Source organism: Segatella maculosa OT 289 (assembly GCF_000243015.1).
GTDB lineage: Bacteria > Bacteroidota > Bacteroidia > Bacteroidales > Bacteroidaceae > Prevotella > Prevotella maculosa.
In genome coordinates this window covers 53,591-72,071 of the sequence record NZ_JH594502.1, presented here as the reverse complement: position 1 = coordinate 72,071, position 18,481 = coordinate 53,591, and the positions used below count along the sequence as shown (strand labels likewise).

The window sequence follows — 18,481 nt, the reverse complement described above, 5'->3', positions numbered from 1 at the left end:
AAGTTTGCCCAGACAATCCCTATTTGTTAAATAAAACATATAGAACATAAAACTCTCTTTTTTGGCCTTTAAGTGATTATTTTATGCTATATTTGTGGAAATAATCTTTTACGAATCAAGACTCATTCTATGCAACAAATGACTGAAAACAAGCAGGAACAAATCCTGTCGAACTTCAAAATTGAACAGAAACCCACAGCAATTGTCCCGCTTGGAGACGGACTTATCAACGACACTTACAAGGTCGTCATGGGCGAAGGCGCCCCACATGAGTACGTGCTTCAGCGCATTAATCATCACGTTTTCACCGATGTGGCATTGCTGCAACACAACATCGAGGTCGTAACCGGGCATATCCGGAAGAAGCTTTTGGCTGCAGGCGTGTCGGATATCGACCGTCGTGTGCTCCGTTTTATCCCCACTCATTCGGGTAAAACCTATCATGAAACGGCCGAAGGAGACTTCTGGCGCCTCTCTGTCTTCATTCCCCGGACACAGAGTTTCGCCCAAGTCACACCCAAGAATGCCTATGATGCTGGGCTGGCCTTCGGCAATTTCGAATCGATGCTCACTGATGTTGACGAGACCTTGGGCGAGACCATACCCGACTTCCATAATATGGAACTACGAATACGCCAACTTCGCGAGGCCGTTTTGGCCGACGTGGCCGGCCGACTGACCGAAGTTCGTCCGCTGGTCGACCTTCTGGAGTCCCATGCCGAGGCCATGTGCCGGGCCGAAGTGCTCTATCGTGAGGGCCGATTGCCCAAACGTATCTGCCATTGCGACACGAAAGTAAACAACATGCTCTTTGATGAAGCGGGCGGAGTGCTGTGTGTCATCGACCTTGACACGGTCATGCCGAGCTTCATTTTCTCTGACTATGGCGACTTTCTTCGCACAGCTGCCAACGCAACGCGGGAGGATGACCCCGACATTGGCCATGTTTCTCTGCGCTGGGATGTGGTGGAAAGCTTCACAAAAGGCTACATTGAGGGAACACATCACTTCCTTCTTCCCATCGAACGCGAGCTACTTCCCTTCGCTATGCAGCTGTTTCCGTATATGCAATGCGTTCGTTTCCTGACGGATTATATCAACGGTGACACCTATTACAAGACCACTTATCCTGCCCACAACCTTGACCGAGCACGCAACCAGTACCGTCTTTTCGAACTGACGCTCGAAGGACAAGACCGTCTTCAGCACTTTATCGACACCTTATAAACAGGCGTTCGTCATCGATTGCTTCTGCTTCAAGCCGACTTTTCAGTCAGTCTGCCGGCTTGAAGCAGGAGCCCGGTGGCATCACGACTGCCATATTGCAGGATAAAATAGGGACGCAGGACTCGTGCCATCAACTATTTTACGCATCAATCCGCCCATGATTGGTATGTAGGGACGCACGGTCCGTGCGTCTGTTCAAGTGGAATAGCAAACGGATATGCAAGCTTGTTGGAGCGGACGCACGAGCCGTGCGTCCCTACATACCTTGTAACAATCAACTCGTCCACCCGTTTATTTGTCTACTATCAACTGAAACGTGAGCGGACGCACGAGCCGTACGTCCCTACATGCGCTTAATCGTTTTCCAATCTCACTCATTTTACCGCGCAAAATGGGTGAGATTGCAAGGTAAAATGGCTGAGATTAGCGTGCAAAATGGCTGAGATTGAAACGCAAGGTATAAGCCATTGATTATCAATCCGAATGCATGTAGGGACGCACGGCTCGTGCGTCCGCTCCAACGGCCATATGTGTTCGCTCAAAAAACCATACATTTGCACTTCATTTACCTTGGGCGGACGCACGAACCGTGCGTCCCTACATACCAATCATGGGCGGATTGATGCGTAAAATGGTTGATGGAGCGAGCGACCCGAATGCATGTAGGGACGCAGGGCCTGTGCGTCTGCTCCAACGCCTGTGCATATTCGCTCAAAAAAACATACATTTACATTTCATTCACCTTGGGCGGACGCACGGACCGTGCGTCCCTACATACCAATCATGGGCGGATTGATGCGTAAAATGGTTGATGGAGCGAGCGACCCGAATGCATGTAGGGACGCACGGCCTGTGCGTCCGCTCCAACGCCTGTGCATATTCGCTCAAAAAAACATACATTTGCATTTCATTCACCTTGGGCGGACGCACGAACCGTGCGTCCCTACATTGGCGAATTGGCCATGTTGCGAAAAAGGGGCACCGTGCTTCGATTGAAACATGGTGCCCCTTGGGGTGTGATATCCTGTCTTTTTCAATCTTTGATATAGGCGATACGGTTCTGTTCATCAGCAGATGAACTGGCAAGATAGATGTTATATTTGCCTTTTCCGTGCTGCCATTGATGCGATTGTTCAGAGAAATAAGCGAACATATCGTCATTTAAGTCGAATGTAACCGTCTTCTGCTCGCCCGGAGCCAGCTCTATTTTGGCGAAATCCTTCAGCTCTTTGCGCGGACGATTGCTGTTTTTATCAGCCCTACCCACGTAGAGTTGCACGGTTTCCTTGCCTTTTCGGCTTCCGATGTTGGTGACGTCGATGGAAACGCGGTTGCCGTTGCGTCGGAGGTTGCCGTATTTGAACGTGGTATAGCTAAGCCCGAAGCCGAAGGGGAACTGCGGTTGTACGTTGTTTTGCTCGAAACCGCGGTAGCCAACGAATATGTCTTCATCGTAATAAACCTGAGAATTGGGCACTTCGCCTGCGCTATTGGGTTCGGTTTTCACGCCGGTGATGCCGGGATATGCCCTTTTTCCGAAGCGAAAATAGGGATAGTCTTCCAAGCGTTTGGCAAAGGTGACAGGCAGTTTTCCGCTGGGATTGACCTTTCCTGTGAGGATATTGGCCAGAGAAGTGCCCGACTCACTGCCCAAATACCAGCAATGCAGCAAGGCATCTACCTGCGGAAGCCATGGTGTGGCATAAGCATTGCCTCCGAAGGTAACGATAACAATCGGACAGTTTGATGGTTTCTGTTTGATGATATTCGCAATCAAGTCGTTTTGTCCGAATGGAAGGTCATAGCTTTGACGGTCGCTATTCTCGCAATCCTGCTGATAGTTTTTGTTCAATCCGCCAACGAAGATGATAAGATCGGCGTCCTTGGCTTTCTGTAGCGCCTCTTCGCGCAGCTGTTCCTGCTTGTTTGCGTCTATTTTTTCCTGCCGTTCGTATATGGCTCGGCCGCTTTCATAACCTTGGGCATAGTCGGTTGTGTGCAATTTGCGCAGTGCTTCGAGCGGAGACGTGTCGCGTAGGGTCTTGAGTTCTGAAGAACCGCCGCCCTGCGTCAGTGAACGGACAGCGTTCTCACCGATAACGAGTACCCGTTTGTACTTCGTAAGGTCGAGAGGAAGTAGGGATTTACGGTTTTTCAGCATCACAATGCCTTCTTCTCCAATGCTTCGGCACGCATCATAGTGAGCTTCGCTGCATTGACTGCCGATAGCTTTCTGCCGATTCATGCTTGTTCGGAAGATAAGTCGCAGGACACGGCTCACTTTCTCATTGAGAACAGCCATGGGTATCTGTCCTTCCTTAACGAGTTTCTCGAACTTGTCGGCCAAATAATAGTCGTTGTAACCGAATTCGGCCTCTTTTATTTTGCCATCCGTGAAGGTTCCCATCTCAATGTCAAGGCCTCCCGTCGCTGCCTGCCGCGTATCTGTGGCGCCACCCCAGTCACTGATGACGGCACCATCCCATTTCCAATCGTGCTTCAACACGCGGTTCAGCAGCTCATTGTTCTGACAACAGTGCACACCTTTATAATAATTATAGCTTGCCATGATGGCCCAAACGTGCGCTTTCTCCACAGCTCGCTTGTAAGGTGCCAGATATAGCTCGTGAAGTGCCCGCTCTGAGACGTTCACATTCACGCCGAAGCGATCTGTTTCTTGGTCATTGAGCACGAAATGTTTCAGACAACAGGCCACACCATTACGCTGTGCGGCTTGGATATAAGGCACAACCATCTCGCCAGCCAGCAGCGGGTCTTCGCCCATATACTCGAAAGCGCGACCGTTCAACGGCGTTCGAGCGATGTTGACACCGGGCCCCAGCAACACATCCTTACCGCGAAAGGCAAACTCTTCACTCAAAACATGACCGTAACGTGCCGAGAGTTCGCGGTTCCATGTAGCGGCCAAACAAGTGAGCGAGGGGAAAGCTACGATGGAATCGTTAGTCCATTGGGCCGTACCCCATGAGTTCCACGCCAGTTCTTCACGCACACCGTGTGGTCCATCGTCCATGTTTAGCTGGCGAATGCCCAACCGTGGCACGCCTGCCGAGGTGAATTTACTCTGTGCATGTAGCACTTTGAACTTCTCATGTAGCGTCATTCGGCGGAGTGCATCCTGAACACGGTCTTCCAATGGAGCCGTCGGATCGAGATAAGTCTGGGCGTTTGCCATGATCGTGCACATGAAAAATGCTGCAAAGATTAACCGTTTTTTCATTTTCTCTTTTTGTTTTTAGTTTATTGAATGGTTATATTTTGCGGTTTGAGTCCGTAGGAACGGGCGGTAAGTGTGCCTTTTCCGCGCACCACCACCATGCATCGGCCGTGATAGGCACGGCGTTTGTCGTCCTTAAAACGTTCCATTGAAAAGGGACATCCATTGTCTACGGCCACAATTTCCAAGCCATCGGCGGCCGTGAAGAACACTTGGGCGTCGGAATGCGGGCAGATAGTGCCTCGATCGTCGCAGACATCGACAAAAACAAAGCTGAGGTCACGGCCCCGATAGTCGATGTTCAGGCGCAATATCGAGGGTTGTCCGGCGGTATGTCTCGTCTGTTCGCCCACCACTTTCCCCGCTTGGCGAGCCACTACCTTTATTTCTCCGGGCTCATAACGCACGCGCCAACCGACATGATAGGCCGAACCGGACAAGGAAGCAGTAGCCCCTGCGGTCTTGCGACGCGTCCCTTGGCTCCGACCGTTGACGAACAGTTCCACTTCGTCAGCGTTGTTGTAGTAGCACCACAGGTCTATCTCCTGCCCGTCCAGCCAGTTCCAATGCGGAAACAGGTGAAGTACGGGCCTACTTGTCCATTCGCTTTGATACATATAATAGATATCCTTGGGGAATCCAGCAAGATCAATGATGCCAAAGTAGCTCGAACGCGCGGGAAAATCATAGGGAGTGGGCTCGCCGATATAGTCCCAGCCCGTCCAAATGAACTGTCCTGCGACGTACGGCGTGTGTTTCACCGCCTCCCACATGGCTTCATGGGTGCAAGACCATGAAGTATGCATGTTATCATAGGCAGAACACTCCATTGTTGGGTCGGTATAAGGTTCCCACCAAGCGCGTGGAGCCTGATAAATGCTGTCACTTGGCATCTTATAGCAGCCTCTGCTCTGCAGAGCCGATACGCTTTCGGTGAACAAGAAAGGCTTGTTGGGGAAATTCTTCGGCACATCTTTCGCCCATTGATGGTGATAATTGAACCCTATAATGTCGAGAGCACCGCTTCGAAACAGGTGATTATCGGGCGAAGGTTCATTACAACCGGCCGTAACGGGGCGTGATGTGTCGTAGCGGTGCACGATATCAACGAGCCGTTTGGTCAATAAACTGTTGAAACTTAGCTCACCTTTCTTGGCTAACATGGAAGTATCGCGCCCAGCATTCAGGATTAAGTTGGCCTGTTCAGCCGATAACGTGTCGGCTTCTGCGCCAGACCACTGTTCCAACACCTCGTTTCCAATCGACCAAATCAAGACAGAAGGGTGGTTACGGTCGCGCAATACCATGTCTGAAAGGTCACGTTCGGCCCAAGTATCAAAGAAACGGGCGTAATCGTTCTTGGTTTTGCGTCGCTTCCACATGTCGAAACTCTCGTCCATGACGATGAATCCCATCGTATCACACATGGCTAACAGTTCAGGAGCAGGCGGATTGTGGCTACAACGAATGGCATTGCAACCCATTTGCTTTAGTTTCGTCAGTTGACGGTGCAGCGCATCTTCGTTCAAAGCAGCACCCAAGCAGCCCAAATCGTGGTGCAAGCACACTCCATTCAGCTTCATATTCTTCCCATTCAGCCAAAATCCCGTCTTCGCATCAAAGCGGAAGCGACGGAAACCCGTTACGGTTTCGACCTCGTCGACGACTTTTCCTTTGATCAATAACTGCGTACGCACCTTATAAGTCTTCGGATTGTCGGGCGACCACAGTTGCCTTCCCTTCTCAGACCAGATGTTTCGCACCGTCACTTTCTCCTTTTTGGGGTTCTCATAGGCCACTTCCACCTTCCCATCACGTATATATACGCCCCAATGCCTGATATGAACGGGGTAAGTTCGGGTCAACCAGACGTGACGATAGATGCCACAACCGCTATACCAACGTGAGTTTGGCTGGTCACTGTTGTCTACACGCACCGCAATAGAGTTGTTCCCATCGTGCACAAACGGTGTAATATCATACTCAAATGAACTGTATCCGTAGGGACGGAAGCCAAGTTTGTGGCCATTTACATAGACGGTGGAGTTCATATACACGCCATCGAAACTCAAGAACAGTTTTTCATTCGTCAAGCGCCTGATGTTTACGTTTCTTCTATACCATCCTACACCTCCGGGAAGCGCACCTCCCGAGGCTCCCGACTTGTTGTTTGCATGGAAGTCGCCCTCGATGGCCCAGTCATGTGGCACATTGAGCCGCCGCCAATGGCTGTCGTTGTAGTCGGACATCGCGAAAGAAGCCGAGTCTGCCAGCGTAAATCGCCAGTCACAGTCCAAAGATACGCGCTGACGTGCACCAACTGACAGGCTAATGCAGGCGAAAATCAGTAGGAAGGTACGCTTTTTCATAAATTGATACTGACTTCTTTGCCCGAATAGTTTATCATCTTACCCTTGGGATCAGCCATATTCAGGGGCTTCGGTGCCTCTTTGGCAACCAAGACCACGTTAAAGCGGCGCGATTTGAGCATGCCGGGGAAACTACCTTTCCTGTTTCCGATGGTTATCTTGCGTGCGGTATCGTCGTAATGAATGTCGATTGTGGCGCATTTTCCCTTTTCATAGTTATAATTTGTACCCTCGTCTTCATAGAGAGTGAACCATCCATCGCGGCCAGCATAGACATATAGCTGGATAAGTTCAGCCGGTTTCTCGTCGGTCCACTCCATTTCGGGGCCGAAAGGAATGATTCCGCCCGCAGGCACATAGACCGGAATGCGCTCATAGGGCGCCTCAACGGTCAAATGTTGGCCACCTGCAAGGTATTCTCCACTGTACAAATCATACCAACCTGTCTGTTTGGGCAGGTAAATGCTGCGGGTGCGCGCCTTATACTCGCCCACCGGACAAGCCATCAGCGATGGTCCGAACATCCATTGGTCCTTGATATCGAGCACATTCCGGTCTGTTCCGAAGTCCATAACGAGGGCTCTCATCATGGTATAGTGGTTCGTATGCACCCTGCCGGCCATGGAATAGAGGTAGGGCATCAGCCGATAACGCAGCCGATGATACCATAATATACTTTTATATGCGGGATGATTGTCGGGCGCAATGTTCCAAGGTTCTCTGTAAGGCCACTGACCATGCGTGCGGAACAGCGGTACAAAGCAGCCAAACTGACACCAACGGGTTTGCAATTCGCGCCATTCTTTCAGGTCTTCGTTCTCAATTCCGGTCTCATTCCACACGTTTTGGGCAGCCATATAGCGACGCTCCACGGAGAAACCGCCCTGATCCATGCCCCAAAAGGGCAATCCGGCCAGCGAATAGTTCATGCCTGCCGTCATTTGGGCACGCATATCTTCCCATCGGGTGCCTATGTCACCGCTCCAAGTAGCTGTGGAATAGCGTTGAAGACCGGCAAAACCGCTGCGTGTGAGCAGGAAAACACGCGGCTCGTTCGGCCTACCTTGCCACACACTGCGCTGTCCGTTGTAGATGGCATCAGCGTTAACGATGCTGTAGGCATTGAAGTATTCGGTCGAAGTGCCAAGGGCTGTGGGCCCACAAAGCGCTTTTCGATACCACATTGGGGTGCAATCGCGCACATTAGGCTCTGAAGCATCCATCCACCAAGCGTCAATTCCGGCCGTCATCGTCTTGGCGTTGTTGAACTTCGAATAGAGATTGTCGTCCATTTGTTTCCAAAACAGCTTGCGAGCACCTTGGGAATAGGCGTCATAGAACGAGTTCTTGTAGCCTTTTCCCACCCAGTCGTGGATATCGTCTGTGGGACTTTGATGATACATCCAACCGTTTTTGTCAAGTTCTTTATAGTTTTCCGTGTTGCAATAGAACTTGGGCCAGACGCTAATCATAAAGCGTCCGTGCAGCCGATGCACCGAGTCGAGCATGGCTTGTGGGTCAGGATAGCGTGCAGTTTCAAAGCGATGACTGCCCCATTGGTCCTCCGGCCAGTAGTTCCAGTCTTGAACAATGTTGTCAATAGGAATGTGTCTGCGACGGAATTCGGCAAGCGTTGTTTCTATTTCCTGCGAAGTTTTGTAGCGTTCGCGGCTCTGCCAAAAGCCCAAAGCCCATTTCGGATAGACCGGTGCACGCCCTGTCAGGGTCCTATAGCCGCCGATTACCTCGTCCATCGTGCTGCCGTAGATGAAGTAATAGTCCATATCGGGCGACATTTCGCTCCAGATAGAGAGCTGATTACGCGCTTCTTGGCTGCGAGGGCGGGCCACTCGCAGGCCAATATAGCTTTCGCCGCCGTCGGGACGCCACTCTATGCGCAGCTGCTGTCGCTGTCCTTGCGGCAAACGGCAGCTGAACTTGTGCGAATTAGGGTTCCAACTGGTGCGCCATATCTCTGGAACAACCTCCTTACCTCCGATGAATACGCGCACATAGCCCGCATAATAGAGCAGAAATTGATAGTCATCGTCTTTCGGAGCCTCGATAAAGCCTTCGTAAACCACCTTTGCACCGTCGAGTTTGAAGCCTTTTGGCAGGTTCTTCGTGCCTCCGTTGTCCGTTCGGTTGGCTATCTCCGACTTCGGCGGACAGGCATATTCATAGTAGATGCTGTCTTCGTCGCGCACGATTTGCTGTCCGTTGCTATCCGTATAGGTGCCCGTGAGATGCCCCTCGCGCCCATGTTTGTCGTAAAGACGGAAGACATGGCCCGCTTGCAGATAGTCTTCAGCCATGCCAAAGCGGCAATAACTGTAAGTATCCCACAGGATTCCGTAGTGCTTGTTGGAGATAACAAAGGGCACACTTACCTTGGTATTGTATTGAAAAAGGTCTTCGTTCTTGCCTTTCATGTTGAGTTCGTGGGCCTGATGTTGCCCAAGTCCGTAGAAAGCCTCGTCGTCCGGACTGTCGAACACCAGCTGCCAAGAAAGCCCATTGCGCTGACTTTCGGGAACATTATTGCTGTCTACGCCGATTTCGCGGTCGGGAACGCGATACGACCAAAAGCGTTTTCCACCCGAAGACTCGTGCAACAACGTCTCGCCTTTGGCATCCTTGAACGTCACTTCGCCCGTTTGCTTGCTGACAACGGCCTGCATTCGCGCGGTTTTCACGCTCACTGTACCGTTTGTTTCGCTGATGTGGCACTTGGGGTTCGCCGTTTGCGGCACGATGATAAGGCTCTCACGCTTGTCGGGCAGCACATTGGCAGTCGTGGCCCGCACTCTTACGATGCCATCACCCACGACTTGCAGGCAAACCACGCGGGCCTGACCGCTCGTGGGGCGCACCATGACCTTGCAATCGGTTGACAATGCCTCGCCGGCTTGGCCGAAACATAGGCACATCGTCAGTGCCAAGGATAATAAGATGAGTCTTCTCATGATTTGATTGCTGTTGCTTTTTAGTTATGTTGCAAAGATACAATATTCCTTTCATACTCATATAACGTTTTGTTAACAACAAATGTTGTTTTGTTAATGGCGTATGTCGTTTTTGTTAACAACACATACTGTTTTGTTATAACCGCTCCTTGGCGAGGCTGAAACAACGGGAAGGTGTTCCATGTTCGGGCATAAGCGTCGCAATATGCGCACAAACAAACAACGCGCGACCCCATTTACTTGTCAACTGTCAACTGAAATGTGAGTGGGCACACGGACCTTGCTTTTCAATCTCAGCCATTTCACCGCGCAATATGGCTGAGGTTACACGGTGAAATGGGTGAGATTGAACGGTAAAATGGCTGAGATTGAAAAGCAAGGTGTAAGTGATTGATTGTCAATATGGATAATGCATCGAACCATTTGAATGTATGTAGGAACGCACGGCTCGTGCGTCCGCCCAAATAAACATGTGTTTAGCCTTCTATTCTGCTTGAGCGGACGCACGAACCGTGCGTCCCTACATGCTCACGATGCCCATATTGATGCGCAACACGGCATTAATTATCCCTCATCACGGGCTACATCAGGTGATAGGAATATTCGGATTGAAGAAGAGATACGGCGGGGTTTCGAGCAAACGGACTATTGCAAGGGCACCACTTCGAGCCTTTGAGCATTGCCCGTCACGGGGTCGAGCACGATATGCGTGGTGAATTTCTTGCCGAAAAGCTCGCCACTCAGCGATTCGGAACGGCCGAATTGCGCCACATAATGCTCGAACTTGCCAAGAAGTTGGGTGCCATCGAAGAGCGAAAGGCGGATTTTGCCCGGCAAGTTCACGTAGATGCCGCTCTCTTCCTTGCTTTTCTTGCCCACATCGGGCAGGTTGAGCGTTGGAAGATAGTGCAAATCCTCAACAGTTACATAGAACGGACGGCCGCTCAAGTCGTCACTGTCGACCATTCCCAGCTTGGAAGAAAAGCGAAACAGCAGCTGTCGGCTTGTTTCTTTATTGGGCATAAACGTGAGAATACGCTCCGTCGTGTCTTTCTCCACCGTACCTGTGAACTCCTGCAGCAAAGCTCGCTCCTGTTTGTCAAGGTTTGCCATCATAATACGCAGCTGTTCGCCGTCTTTCGGCATGTTGTCGGCTTCTCCACGCGTCAATTGATTGCGGCTTTCACGTATTTCATAGATCTCAGAAGCAATCAGTTCGGCCATCTTGGGCCTTGTTCCTGCAGCCAGAATATCTGCATTCATAAAATCATGCGGGTTAAGTGGGGCCGGTTTGGGGGCCGAAACGAACGGCTTGGGCGCCTCGGTTCGGCGCCCGATGGTGTTCACAGCCAGCAAAACGCCGTTGTCATCGCGGCTCAGACTGATGATACTGTGCTTCTTATCTATCAAGGCCATGTGCTGTTTCGCCGTGTCGGGCACACCGACCGACCGTGTCTCAACGCTGATGATGCGATAAGAGGTGCGCGGCTCCATTGAAACATTTTTCAGTTTCAGGTATTTCTCACTGTAAAGTGCCAGTTCTCCCGGCTCATAAACCGTTTTTTCTACGCGTATATGGAACTGTATGGCCGTTTTCGGCAAGAAGTAAGTGCTGCCTTCCACAGGTTGCTGCGCATGAACTGCAAGCGCAATGAACCCCAACAACAGCATTGTTATTTTCTTCATAAGCTATATTGATGTTTTTTATTCTCTGATACGTGCGAAAGCCTTGGGAAGATAGTGAATCAAATCGCCTGCAATGAGACTTTCCTGACCCAAATCTCGTACTGCCAAATCGCCTGCCAAGCCGTGCAGGTACATTCCTATCAAGGCCGCATCTTGCTGATTGTAGCCCTGTGCCAACAGTCCTGCGATGATGCCCGTCAGCACATCGCCGCTACCGGCAGTTGCCATGCCGGCGTTTCCCGTTGGATTAAAGAACCCTTTTCCATCAGGTGTGCACAAAACGGAGTAGTGTCCTTTGAGCAAAACATAGGCGTGAAGCCGCTCGGCCAAGGCAATTGCCCGCGCCAAACGGTCGTAACAACCGTTCGAAATGCTGCCTTCAAGACGGTCGAATTCAGCTGCATGCGGTGTCATGACAATGCCTTCGGGCAGTTGTTGCAGCCATGCACGGTGGTTACCCAAGATGTTCAAGGCGTCGGCATCAAGCACCATAGGGCATTGTGTGTGTCGGATTTGGGCGATTAATGCGATAGCCGTGGTTTCATTCCGACCCATTCCGGGTCCCATGGCCACAGCCTTAAAGTCCTCAGTATCGACAGGTTCGGAGAAAATCTTCTCGTCTTTGTCTATCAAAAGCACTGCCTCGGGCACGCTGACTTGCAGGATATTGCAGTTTCGTTTGGGTGTGCAGGCAATCACTTTGCCTGCCCCGGCCCGCAAACATGCCCGCGTGGCCAACACAGCCGCACCCGCCATGCCATACGATCCGGCTATCATCAATGCCGTACCCATGGTTCCTTTATGGGCAAAAGCACTGCGCAGACGCAACCTACTGCGGATATCATGCTCTTCAAGCAGGCTGAACTGGCAGTCGGTAGCAGCTATGAAATCGGGCGAAAGCCGAATGTCAAGCACGCGTACTTCGCCAAGATATTGCTGATTGTCGGCCATGAGCATGCTCAACTTCAACTGCTGAATGGTCAAGGTGAGGTCGGCCCGAATGATATTCTGCCTGACATTATACGTGTTGTCTTCGGTCATTAGCCCCGAAGGCAGGTCAATGCTGACCACCTTGCACGGGCTTTGATTGATGTATCTCACCAATGAAGCGAAGCCACCCGCCAATGGTTTGTTGAGCCCGCTGCCAAAAAAGCCGTCAATGACCACCGTTTCGGCATCTAAACGTGGTGGTTCGAAGTCCACAACTACCTCGGTGAAGGCCTTCAACGCCCTACAATCGATCAGTCGTTGCTTGTTTTTCGCACAGTCATCCGACAGGCGATTGTGGATATTGAAGAGGAAAACCGTGACCGCATAGCCCGCTTCGGCCATCAATCGAGCCACAGCCAAGGCATCACCCCCGTTGTTTCCCGGGCCAGCAAAGACCACAATAGGCGTCGCTGTCGCCCATCGTTGCATGACAACTCGCGCGATTGCCTTGGCAGCACGCTCCATCAAGTCGAGCGAAGTGATGGCTTCATGCCTGATGGTATAGTCATCGAGCTCACGAATTTGAGCACTATTGAATATCTTCATGCATTATTATATAATGCTGCAAAAATACAAAATTAATGCTAATCGGTAGATGTCGTTTCCCATATTTTTAGTAATTTTGCCACAAATTATTTTATTTCGCCTCCTATGAGCATCGTCAAAATCAAGGATTTAACGTTCAAAACGTTCATTCCCGAAGCCGAAATCCAACAACGTGTGAAGGCCGTTGCCGAGAAAATCAACCGCGATTTAGACGGAAAGAACCCGTTGTTGCTGGCCGTGCTTAACGGTTCGTTCATCTTTGCGGCCGACTTGATACGCCATATCACGATACCTTGCGAGATTTCGTTCGTGAAGTTGGCTTCCTATCAAGGTACTACTTCGACCGGAGAAATCAAGGAAGTCATCGGATTGAACGAAGACTTGGCCGGCAGAACGGTCGTTATTGTTGAAGACATCATCGACACCGGGCTCACCATGAAGCGCATGATAGAGAGTCTCGGCACCCGAAATCCGGCGTCAATCCATATCTGTTCGCTGCTCGTCAAGCCCGACAAGCTTCAGGTTCCACTGAATATCGAATACGTTGCCATGGAAATTCCCAACGATTTCATCGTGGGTTACGGGCTCGACTACGACCAACAAGGCCGCCAACTCCGCGACATCTACACGGTCATCGACCCATAATAACGAACAAGAACATCATTATATACACAAAGAAACAATGAAGAATATCGTAATTTTCGGTGCTCCCGGTGCAGGAAAAGGCACACAGAGCGACAAGATGATAGCGAAGTATGGCTTCGGACACATCTCTACGGGCGACGTATTGCGCCGTGAAATCAAGAATGAAACGGCACTCGGAAAGACCGCAAAGGGCTATATTGACAACGGACAGCTCATACCTGACGAGCTGATGATAGACATCCTTGCCAACGTTTACGACAGTTTTGGCAAAGACCACAAAGGAATCATCTTCGACGGCTTCCCACGTACCACGCCACAAGCAGAGGCTTTGAAGAAGATGCTCCATGAACGTGGCCACAAGATAGCGGCCATGATCGAACTATCCGTACCAGAAGAGGAGCTGATGTTACGGCTTATCAATCGCGGAAAGGAAAGCGGACGCAGCGACGACAATGAAGCAACCATCAAGAAACGCCTCAATGTTTATCACACTCAGACTGCTCCGCTCATCGATTGGTATAAGAAAGAGGGCATACACCATCATGTGGAAGGCCTTGGCACAGTGGATGACATCTTTGAACGCATCGCTTCGGTCGTTGACAAGGTGTGAAGTTTGAACTTTGAACATTGAAGTTTGAACTTTGAACTTTAGACTTTGAACTTTAGGATATGACTTATTGTCTTTAATAGCAATATACTAAACGCGTTGATGAACTTATTATGTTGGAAAGAAAAGTGGTTGAGAACGACATATATCTATTGTCCAAGGCCTTTGCGCTAAGAATAGTACAGCTCTATCGCCATTTGATTGATGAGCGAAAAGAGTTTATCATGTCTAAACAACTGCTACGTTGTGGTACAAGTATCGGCGCGAATGTGCATGAAGGAAAGAATGCACAGAGCCGTCCCGACTTTTGTAGCAAGATGAATATTGCGTTAAAGGAGGCAACGGAGGCCGAATACTGGATAGATTTATTGCGAGAGGCTGACTATATAGAAGAAACCATGCATGCTTCTTTGGCAGATGACTGCAAGAAAATCAATGCTGTGCTCACTAAAATCGTAAAGTCTGTCCGCTCCTCTTTAGAGAAGTGATGGTTTGCCAATCATAAAACAAGGTTCAAATGCAAGGACTAAAGAATTAAAATAAAAGACTCAAGGGCCGTGCTTCGTAGCGGTTGAGAACATATTATCAATGTTTGAGTTACAAGATGGCCTATTTTATGAACTAAGATGACTGATATTACACGGTGAAGTGGCTGATAGCAGAAGCCTATATCTAAGGAGTTGATAGCAAGATGATAGTTCCTGTTGTCCACTCTTTCTAATCATAAAGTTCAATGTCCAAAGGTCAAACTTCAAAGATAGCTAATCATAAAGGTCAATGTTCAAAGGTCAATGTTCAAAGTAAAAGAGGTCAATGTTCAAAAAGATAAAGAAGAATAAGGAATGGAATCTAACTTCGTTGACTACGTAAAGATTTATTGCCGTTCGGGAAAGGGCGGAAGAGGCTCCATGCACTTGCGTCACGTGAAATATCAGCCCAACGGAGGACCTGACGGAGGCGACGGAGGACACGGAGGAAGCATTTATCTAAGGGGAAACCACAACTATTGGACCCTACTCCACCTGAAATATCAACGCCACATCTACGCCGAACACGGCGGAAACGGCGGGCGTGACAAATGTCATGGCACAAATGGGAAAGATACCTACATCGATGTGCCCTGCGGAACCGTGGTCTACAATGCCGAAACAGGCAAGTATGTGTGCGATGTCACCTACGACGGGCAGGAAGTATTGCTACTGAAAGGAGGCCGCGGAGGCTTGGGCAACTTCCAGTTTCGCTCGGCTACCAACCAAACGCCACGTTATGCGCAGCCCGGTGAGCCCATGGAGGAGATGACGGTCATCATGGAGTTGAAGCTCTTGGCCGATGTTGGCCTCGTAGGTTTCCCAAATGCCGGGAAATCCACGCTGCTTTCGGCCCTTTCGAGCGCACGTCCGAAGATTGCCAACTATCCTTTTACCACGCTCGAGCCCTCACTGGGCATCGTGGGCTACCGTGACAGCAAGTCGTTCGTCATGGCCGACATTCCGGGAATCATCGAAGGTGCGAGCGAGGGCAAGGGCTTAGGCCTGCGTTTCCTGCGCCATATCGAGCGCAACTCGCTGTTGTTGTTCATGGTTCCGGGCGACACCGACGACATCAAAAAGGAATATGAGGTGCTGCTCAACGAACTTCAAAGGTTCAATCCCGAGATGTTAGACAAGCATCGCGTGTTGGCTGTGACGAAAAGTGACCTGCTCGACGAGGAACTCATCGCGATGTTGAAAGACACTTTGCCCACGGATCTGCCCGTGGTCTTCATCTCTTCGGTCACAGGTATGGGCCTTGAGCCGCTCAAAGACACGTTGTGGAAAGAACTCAACAGCGAGAGCAACAAGCTGCAAGACATCATTGCCGAAGACACGCTCGTGCATCGCGACAAAGATATGCGCCTTTTTGCGGCCGAGATTCAGGCCGAAGGGGTCGATGATGACGATGTTGAGTTCATCGACGAGGCCGATATTGAGGACTTAGAAGACTTTGAATACAACGACATTCAAGCATGATCAGGCCCGAATTAAACGAATATAGCATCGCAAAAGGTGTACGTGCTTTCAGCTCGACCCGCAGGGGAGGCTTCAGCAAAGGGCCCTTTCGTGCGTTCAACATCAATGCCTTCTGCGGCGACGACCCTGCGAGTATTGCTGAAAACCGCAAGGCTTTGGCCGCAGAATTGGGCATATCGGCCGACCATATCGTCATGCCCCATCAGATACATGGCACGGAATGCCTGCAAATAGACGAGACATGGCTTGCCTATACTGCAGCGGAACGCTGCCAAAAGGCCGAAGGTTATGATGCCGTTATGACCCGACTGCGGGGCATTTGCATCGGTGTTTCGACGGCCGATTGCATACCCTTGCTGCTCTATGATGCCGAACATGATGCCATAGCAGCCGTCCATGCGGGCTGGCGGGGCACGGTGAAGCGCATTGCGGAGCACACTATCCGCCGCATGCAACAGGCTTATGGCACCCAACCTTCTGGTCTTCAGGCCGTCATCGGGCCGGGCATCTCGCTCGAAGCCTTTGAGGTGGGCGACGAGGTCTACGAGGCTTTCCGTGCCGAAGGCTTCGATATGAAGGCTATCGCCTGCCGTTTCAGCAAATGGCATATCGACCTTCCGACCTGTAACCGACTGCAACTCTTGGCCGCAGGTCTGCAGACCGACCGTATACAAATGGCAGATTGCTGCACGTTCTCACATGCCGACGAATACTTCTCGGCCCGGAAACTGGGCTTGAAGTCTGGCAGGATATTCACAGGAATCATGCAAACTGAATAATAACAGCTAACTTTTACAACCCTTTAACAACAAGGATATGAAACTAAATTTGAAATACAACCTCTTCGGAGTACTGTTCGTCGTGACAACATCGGCCTTTGCACCGGCCAACAACACCTTTACCGCCGCCGAACAACAACAAATCAGCATTGCAACGCCCGACCTCTTCAGTCGCTCGAACGCCATCAGTATCGATCTCGGCATACTCAACGACAACGAATACTCCTTTCCGTTGCCCGTGGGAAAAGCCGAATTGACCGACAACCGTCAGGCCTTAGACATCAAGACCAAGGAGGGCGACGTCGTCAAAGCAATGTTCGCGGGTGTCGTAAGGCTCTCACGCAACGTCAACGGCTATGGGAACGTCATCGTTATCCGCCACGACAACGGGCTTGAAACAGTTTATGCGAACAATGCACAGAACCTTGTAAAGGTGGGACAAAAGGTCAGTGCCGGTCGGTCGATAGCCATTGTGGGAAGCGAAGGAGGCAAGACTTACTGCAAGTTCTCTATCATGGTGAACGGCGGACGCATCAATCCCGAGACTGTTCTCGAGGTGCGCAGCCACAAACTGCGCAAGCAAACGTTGCTATGCACCAAGAACGGCCGTTATGTAGACGTGGCCGTGAAAGACGGAAACAAGGCAAACACAAACAAAAAGAGCAAAAAGAACGATATAGACCCGGAGAACCCGTTTGAGAATGCCAATACTTTCAAGCTCAACCTTGCCGACATAGAGAAAGAACAATGGGCCTATCCGTTGCCCGGAAGCCATGTTATCAGCCCCTATGGTGGGGCACGTCACCACTCGGGAGTGGACATCAAGACCAAGCCCAACGACAATATCCTGGCCGCATTCGACGGCGTTGTCACCATGAGCGGCCCTTTCTCGGGCTACGGAAACTGCATTCGCATTAAGCATAAATACGGCTTTGAGACCCTTTACAGCCATCAGTCTAAGAACTTTGTCAAGCCGGGTGACCGGGTGAAAGCAGGGCAAGTGATTGGCTTGACGGGCCGAACGGGGCGCGCAACCACCGAGCATCTCCACTTTGAAGTGTTCTTTCAGGGCCGTCGCATGAACCCCGCTGTGGTCTTCGACCATGCCAACAAGTCGCTCCAGCAGGTGACGTTGACGCTCAGTAAGAACGGAAGTGTGAAGTCAGAACACAACTACTACGCCCGAAAATAATAGGCATAGCCACCTTAAGGTCGAATCGCAGCAAGACAAAAAAGCTGCGAAAAGTTTGGCTGTTTGCAGAATTAGCCTTACCTTTGCCGCCAAGATGATATTAACAACCCATTATAATAAATGTGTAAACACGATGCAAAGAAACTTTGATTTCTCTGCATCTTTTAACGCTTATTATTTGGTTAATCCAAATAATTTGCTAACACACACACACACACTTAGCGCAC

12 protein-coding genes are annotated in these 18,481 nt (G+C 50.5%); 7 read left to right on the top strand and 5 right to left on the bottom strand.

Annotated elements, in window-relative coordinates; all coding sequences use genetic code 11:
- Positions 1–129 precede the first annotated feature (129 nt).
- Positions 130–1,227, top strand: coding sequence for a phosphotransferase enzyme family protein (locus HMPREF9944_RS04410; protein ID WP_008564729.1), 1,098 nt, complete (start codon positions 130–132; stop codon positions 1,225–1,227).
- Positions 1,228–2,260: 1,033 nt separating this feature from the next.
- Here HMPREF9944_RS04410 and HMPREF9944_RS04405 read toward each other — a convergent pair.
- The 5 genes from HMPREF9944_RS04405 to HMPREF9944_RS04385 form a co-directional block, all read right to left on the bottom strand.
- A complete protein-coding gene (locus tag HMPREF9944_RS04405) occupies positions 2,261–4,468 on the bottom strand; it encodes a beta-glucosidase (RefSeq protein WP_008564728.1) in 2,208 nt (735 codons plus the stop codon).
- A gap of 20 nt (positions 4,469–4,488) precedes the next feature.
- A complete protein-coding gene (locus HMPREF9944_RS04400; RefSeq protein ID WP_008564727.1) occupies positions 4,489–6,834 on the bottom strand; it encodes a glycoside hydrolase family 2 TIM barrel-domain containing protein in 2,346 nt (781 codons plus the stop codon).
- Entirely contained in the window at positions 6,831–9,800 is a 2,970-nt protein-coding gene (locus HMPREF9944_RS04395; RefSeq protein ID WP_008564726.1) for a TIM-barrel domain-containing protein, read from the bottom strand. Before HMPREF9944_RS04395 ends, HMPREF9944_RS04400 begins: the two co-directional genes overlap by 4 nt.
- Positions 9,801–10,445: 645 nt before the next feature.
- A complete protein-coding gene (locus HMPREF9944_RS04390; RefSeq protein ID WP_008564725.1) occupies positions 10,446–11,486 on the bottom strand; it encodes a DUF4831 family protein in 1,041 nt (346 codons plus the stop codon).
- 18 nt (positions 11,487–11,504) lie between these two features.
- Positions 11,505–13,022 carry a bifunctional ADP-dependent NAD(P)H-hydrate dehydratase/NAD(P)H-hydrate epimerase gene (locus HMPREF9944_RS04385; protein WP_008564724.1) on the bottom strand — a complete coding sequence of 506 codons (1,518 nt, stop codon included), beginning with the start codon at positions 13,020–13,022 and terminating at the stop codon, positions 11,505–11,507.
- 105 nt (positions 13,023–13,127) lie between these two features.
- On the opposite strand from HMPREF9944_RS04385, the gene hpt reads away from it, so the two are divergent.
- The 6 genes from hpt to HMPREF9944_RS04355 all read left to right on the top strand — a co-directional run bounded on the left by hpt (position 13,128) and on the right by HMPREF9944_RS04355 (position 18,254).
- Entirely contained in the window at positions 13,128–13,667 is a 540-nt protein-coding gene (gene hpt / locus HMPREF9944_RS04380; RefSeq protein ID WP_008564723.1) for a hypoxanthine phosphoribosyltransferase, read from the top strand.
- Between the two features lie 37 nt (positions 13,668–13,704).
- Positions 13,705–14,277 carry an adenylate kinase gene (locus HMPREF9944_RS04375; RefSeq protein ID WP_008564721.1) on the top strand — a complete coding sequence of 191 codons (573 nt, stop codon included), beginning with the start codon at positions 13,705–13,707 and terminating at the stop codon, positions 14,275–14,277.
- A gap of 110 nt (positions 14,278–14,387) precedes the next feature.
- Entirely contained in the window at positions 14,388–14,762 is a 375-nt protein-coding gene (locus tag HMPREF9944_RS04370; RefSeq protein ID WP_008564719.1) for a four helix bundle protein, read from the top strand.
- A gap of 354 nt (positions 14,763–15,116) precedes the next feature.
- Positions 15,117–16,283, top strand: coding sequence for a GTPase ObgE (obgE, locus tag HMPREF9944_RS04365; RefSeq protein WP_008564717.1), 1,167 nt, complete (start codon positions 15,117–15,119; stop codon positions 16,281–16,283).
- Positions 16,280–17,062, top strand: a complete 783-nt coding sequence (gene pgeF / locus HMPREF9944_RS04360) for a peptidoglycan editing factor PgeF (protein ID WP_008564715.1) — start codon at positions 16,280–16,282, stop codon at positions 17,060–17,062. Before obgE ends, pgeF begins: the two co-directional genes overlap by 4 nt.
- A gap of 37 nt (positions 17,063–17,099) precedes the next feature.
- Positions 17,100–18,254 (top strand): M23 family metallopeptidase, encoded by a 1,155-nt coding sequence (locus HMPREF9944_RS04355; RefSeq protein WP_008564713.1) that lies wholly within the window; start codon positions 17,100–17,102, stop codon positions 18,252–18,254.
- Positions 18,255–18,481: the final 227 nt, after the last annotated feature.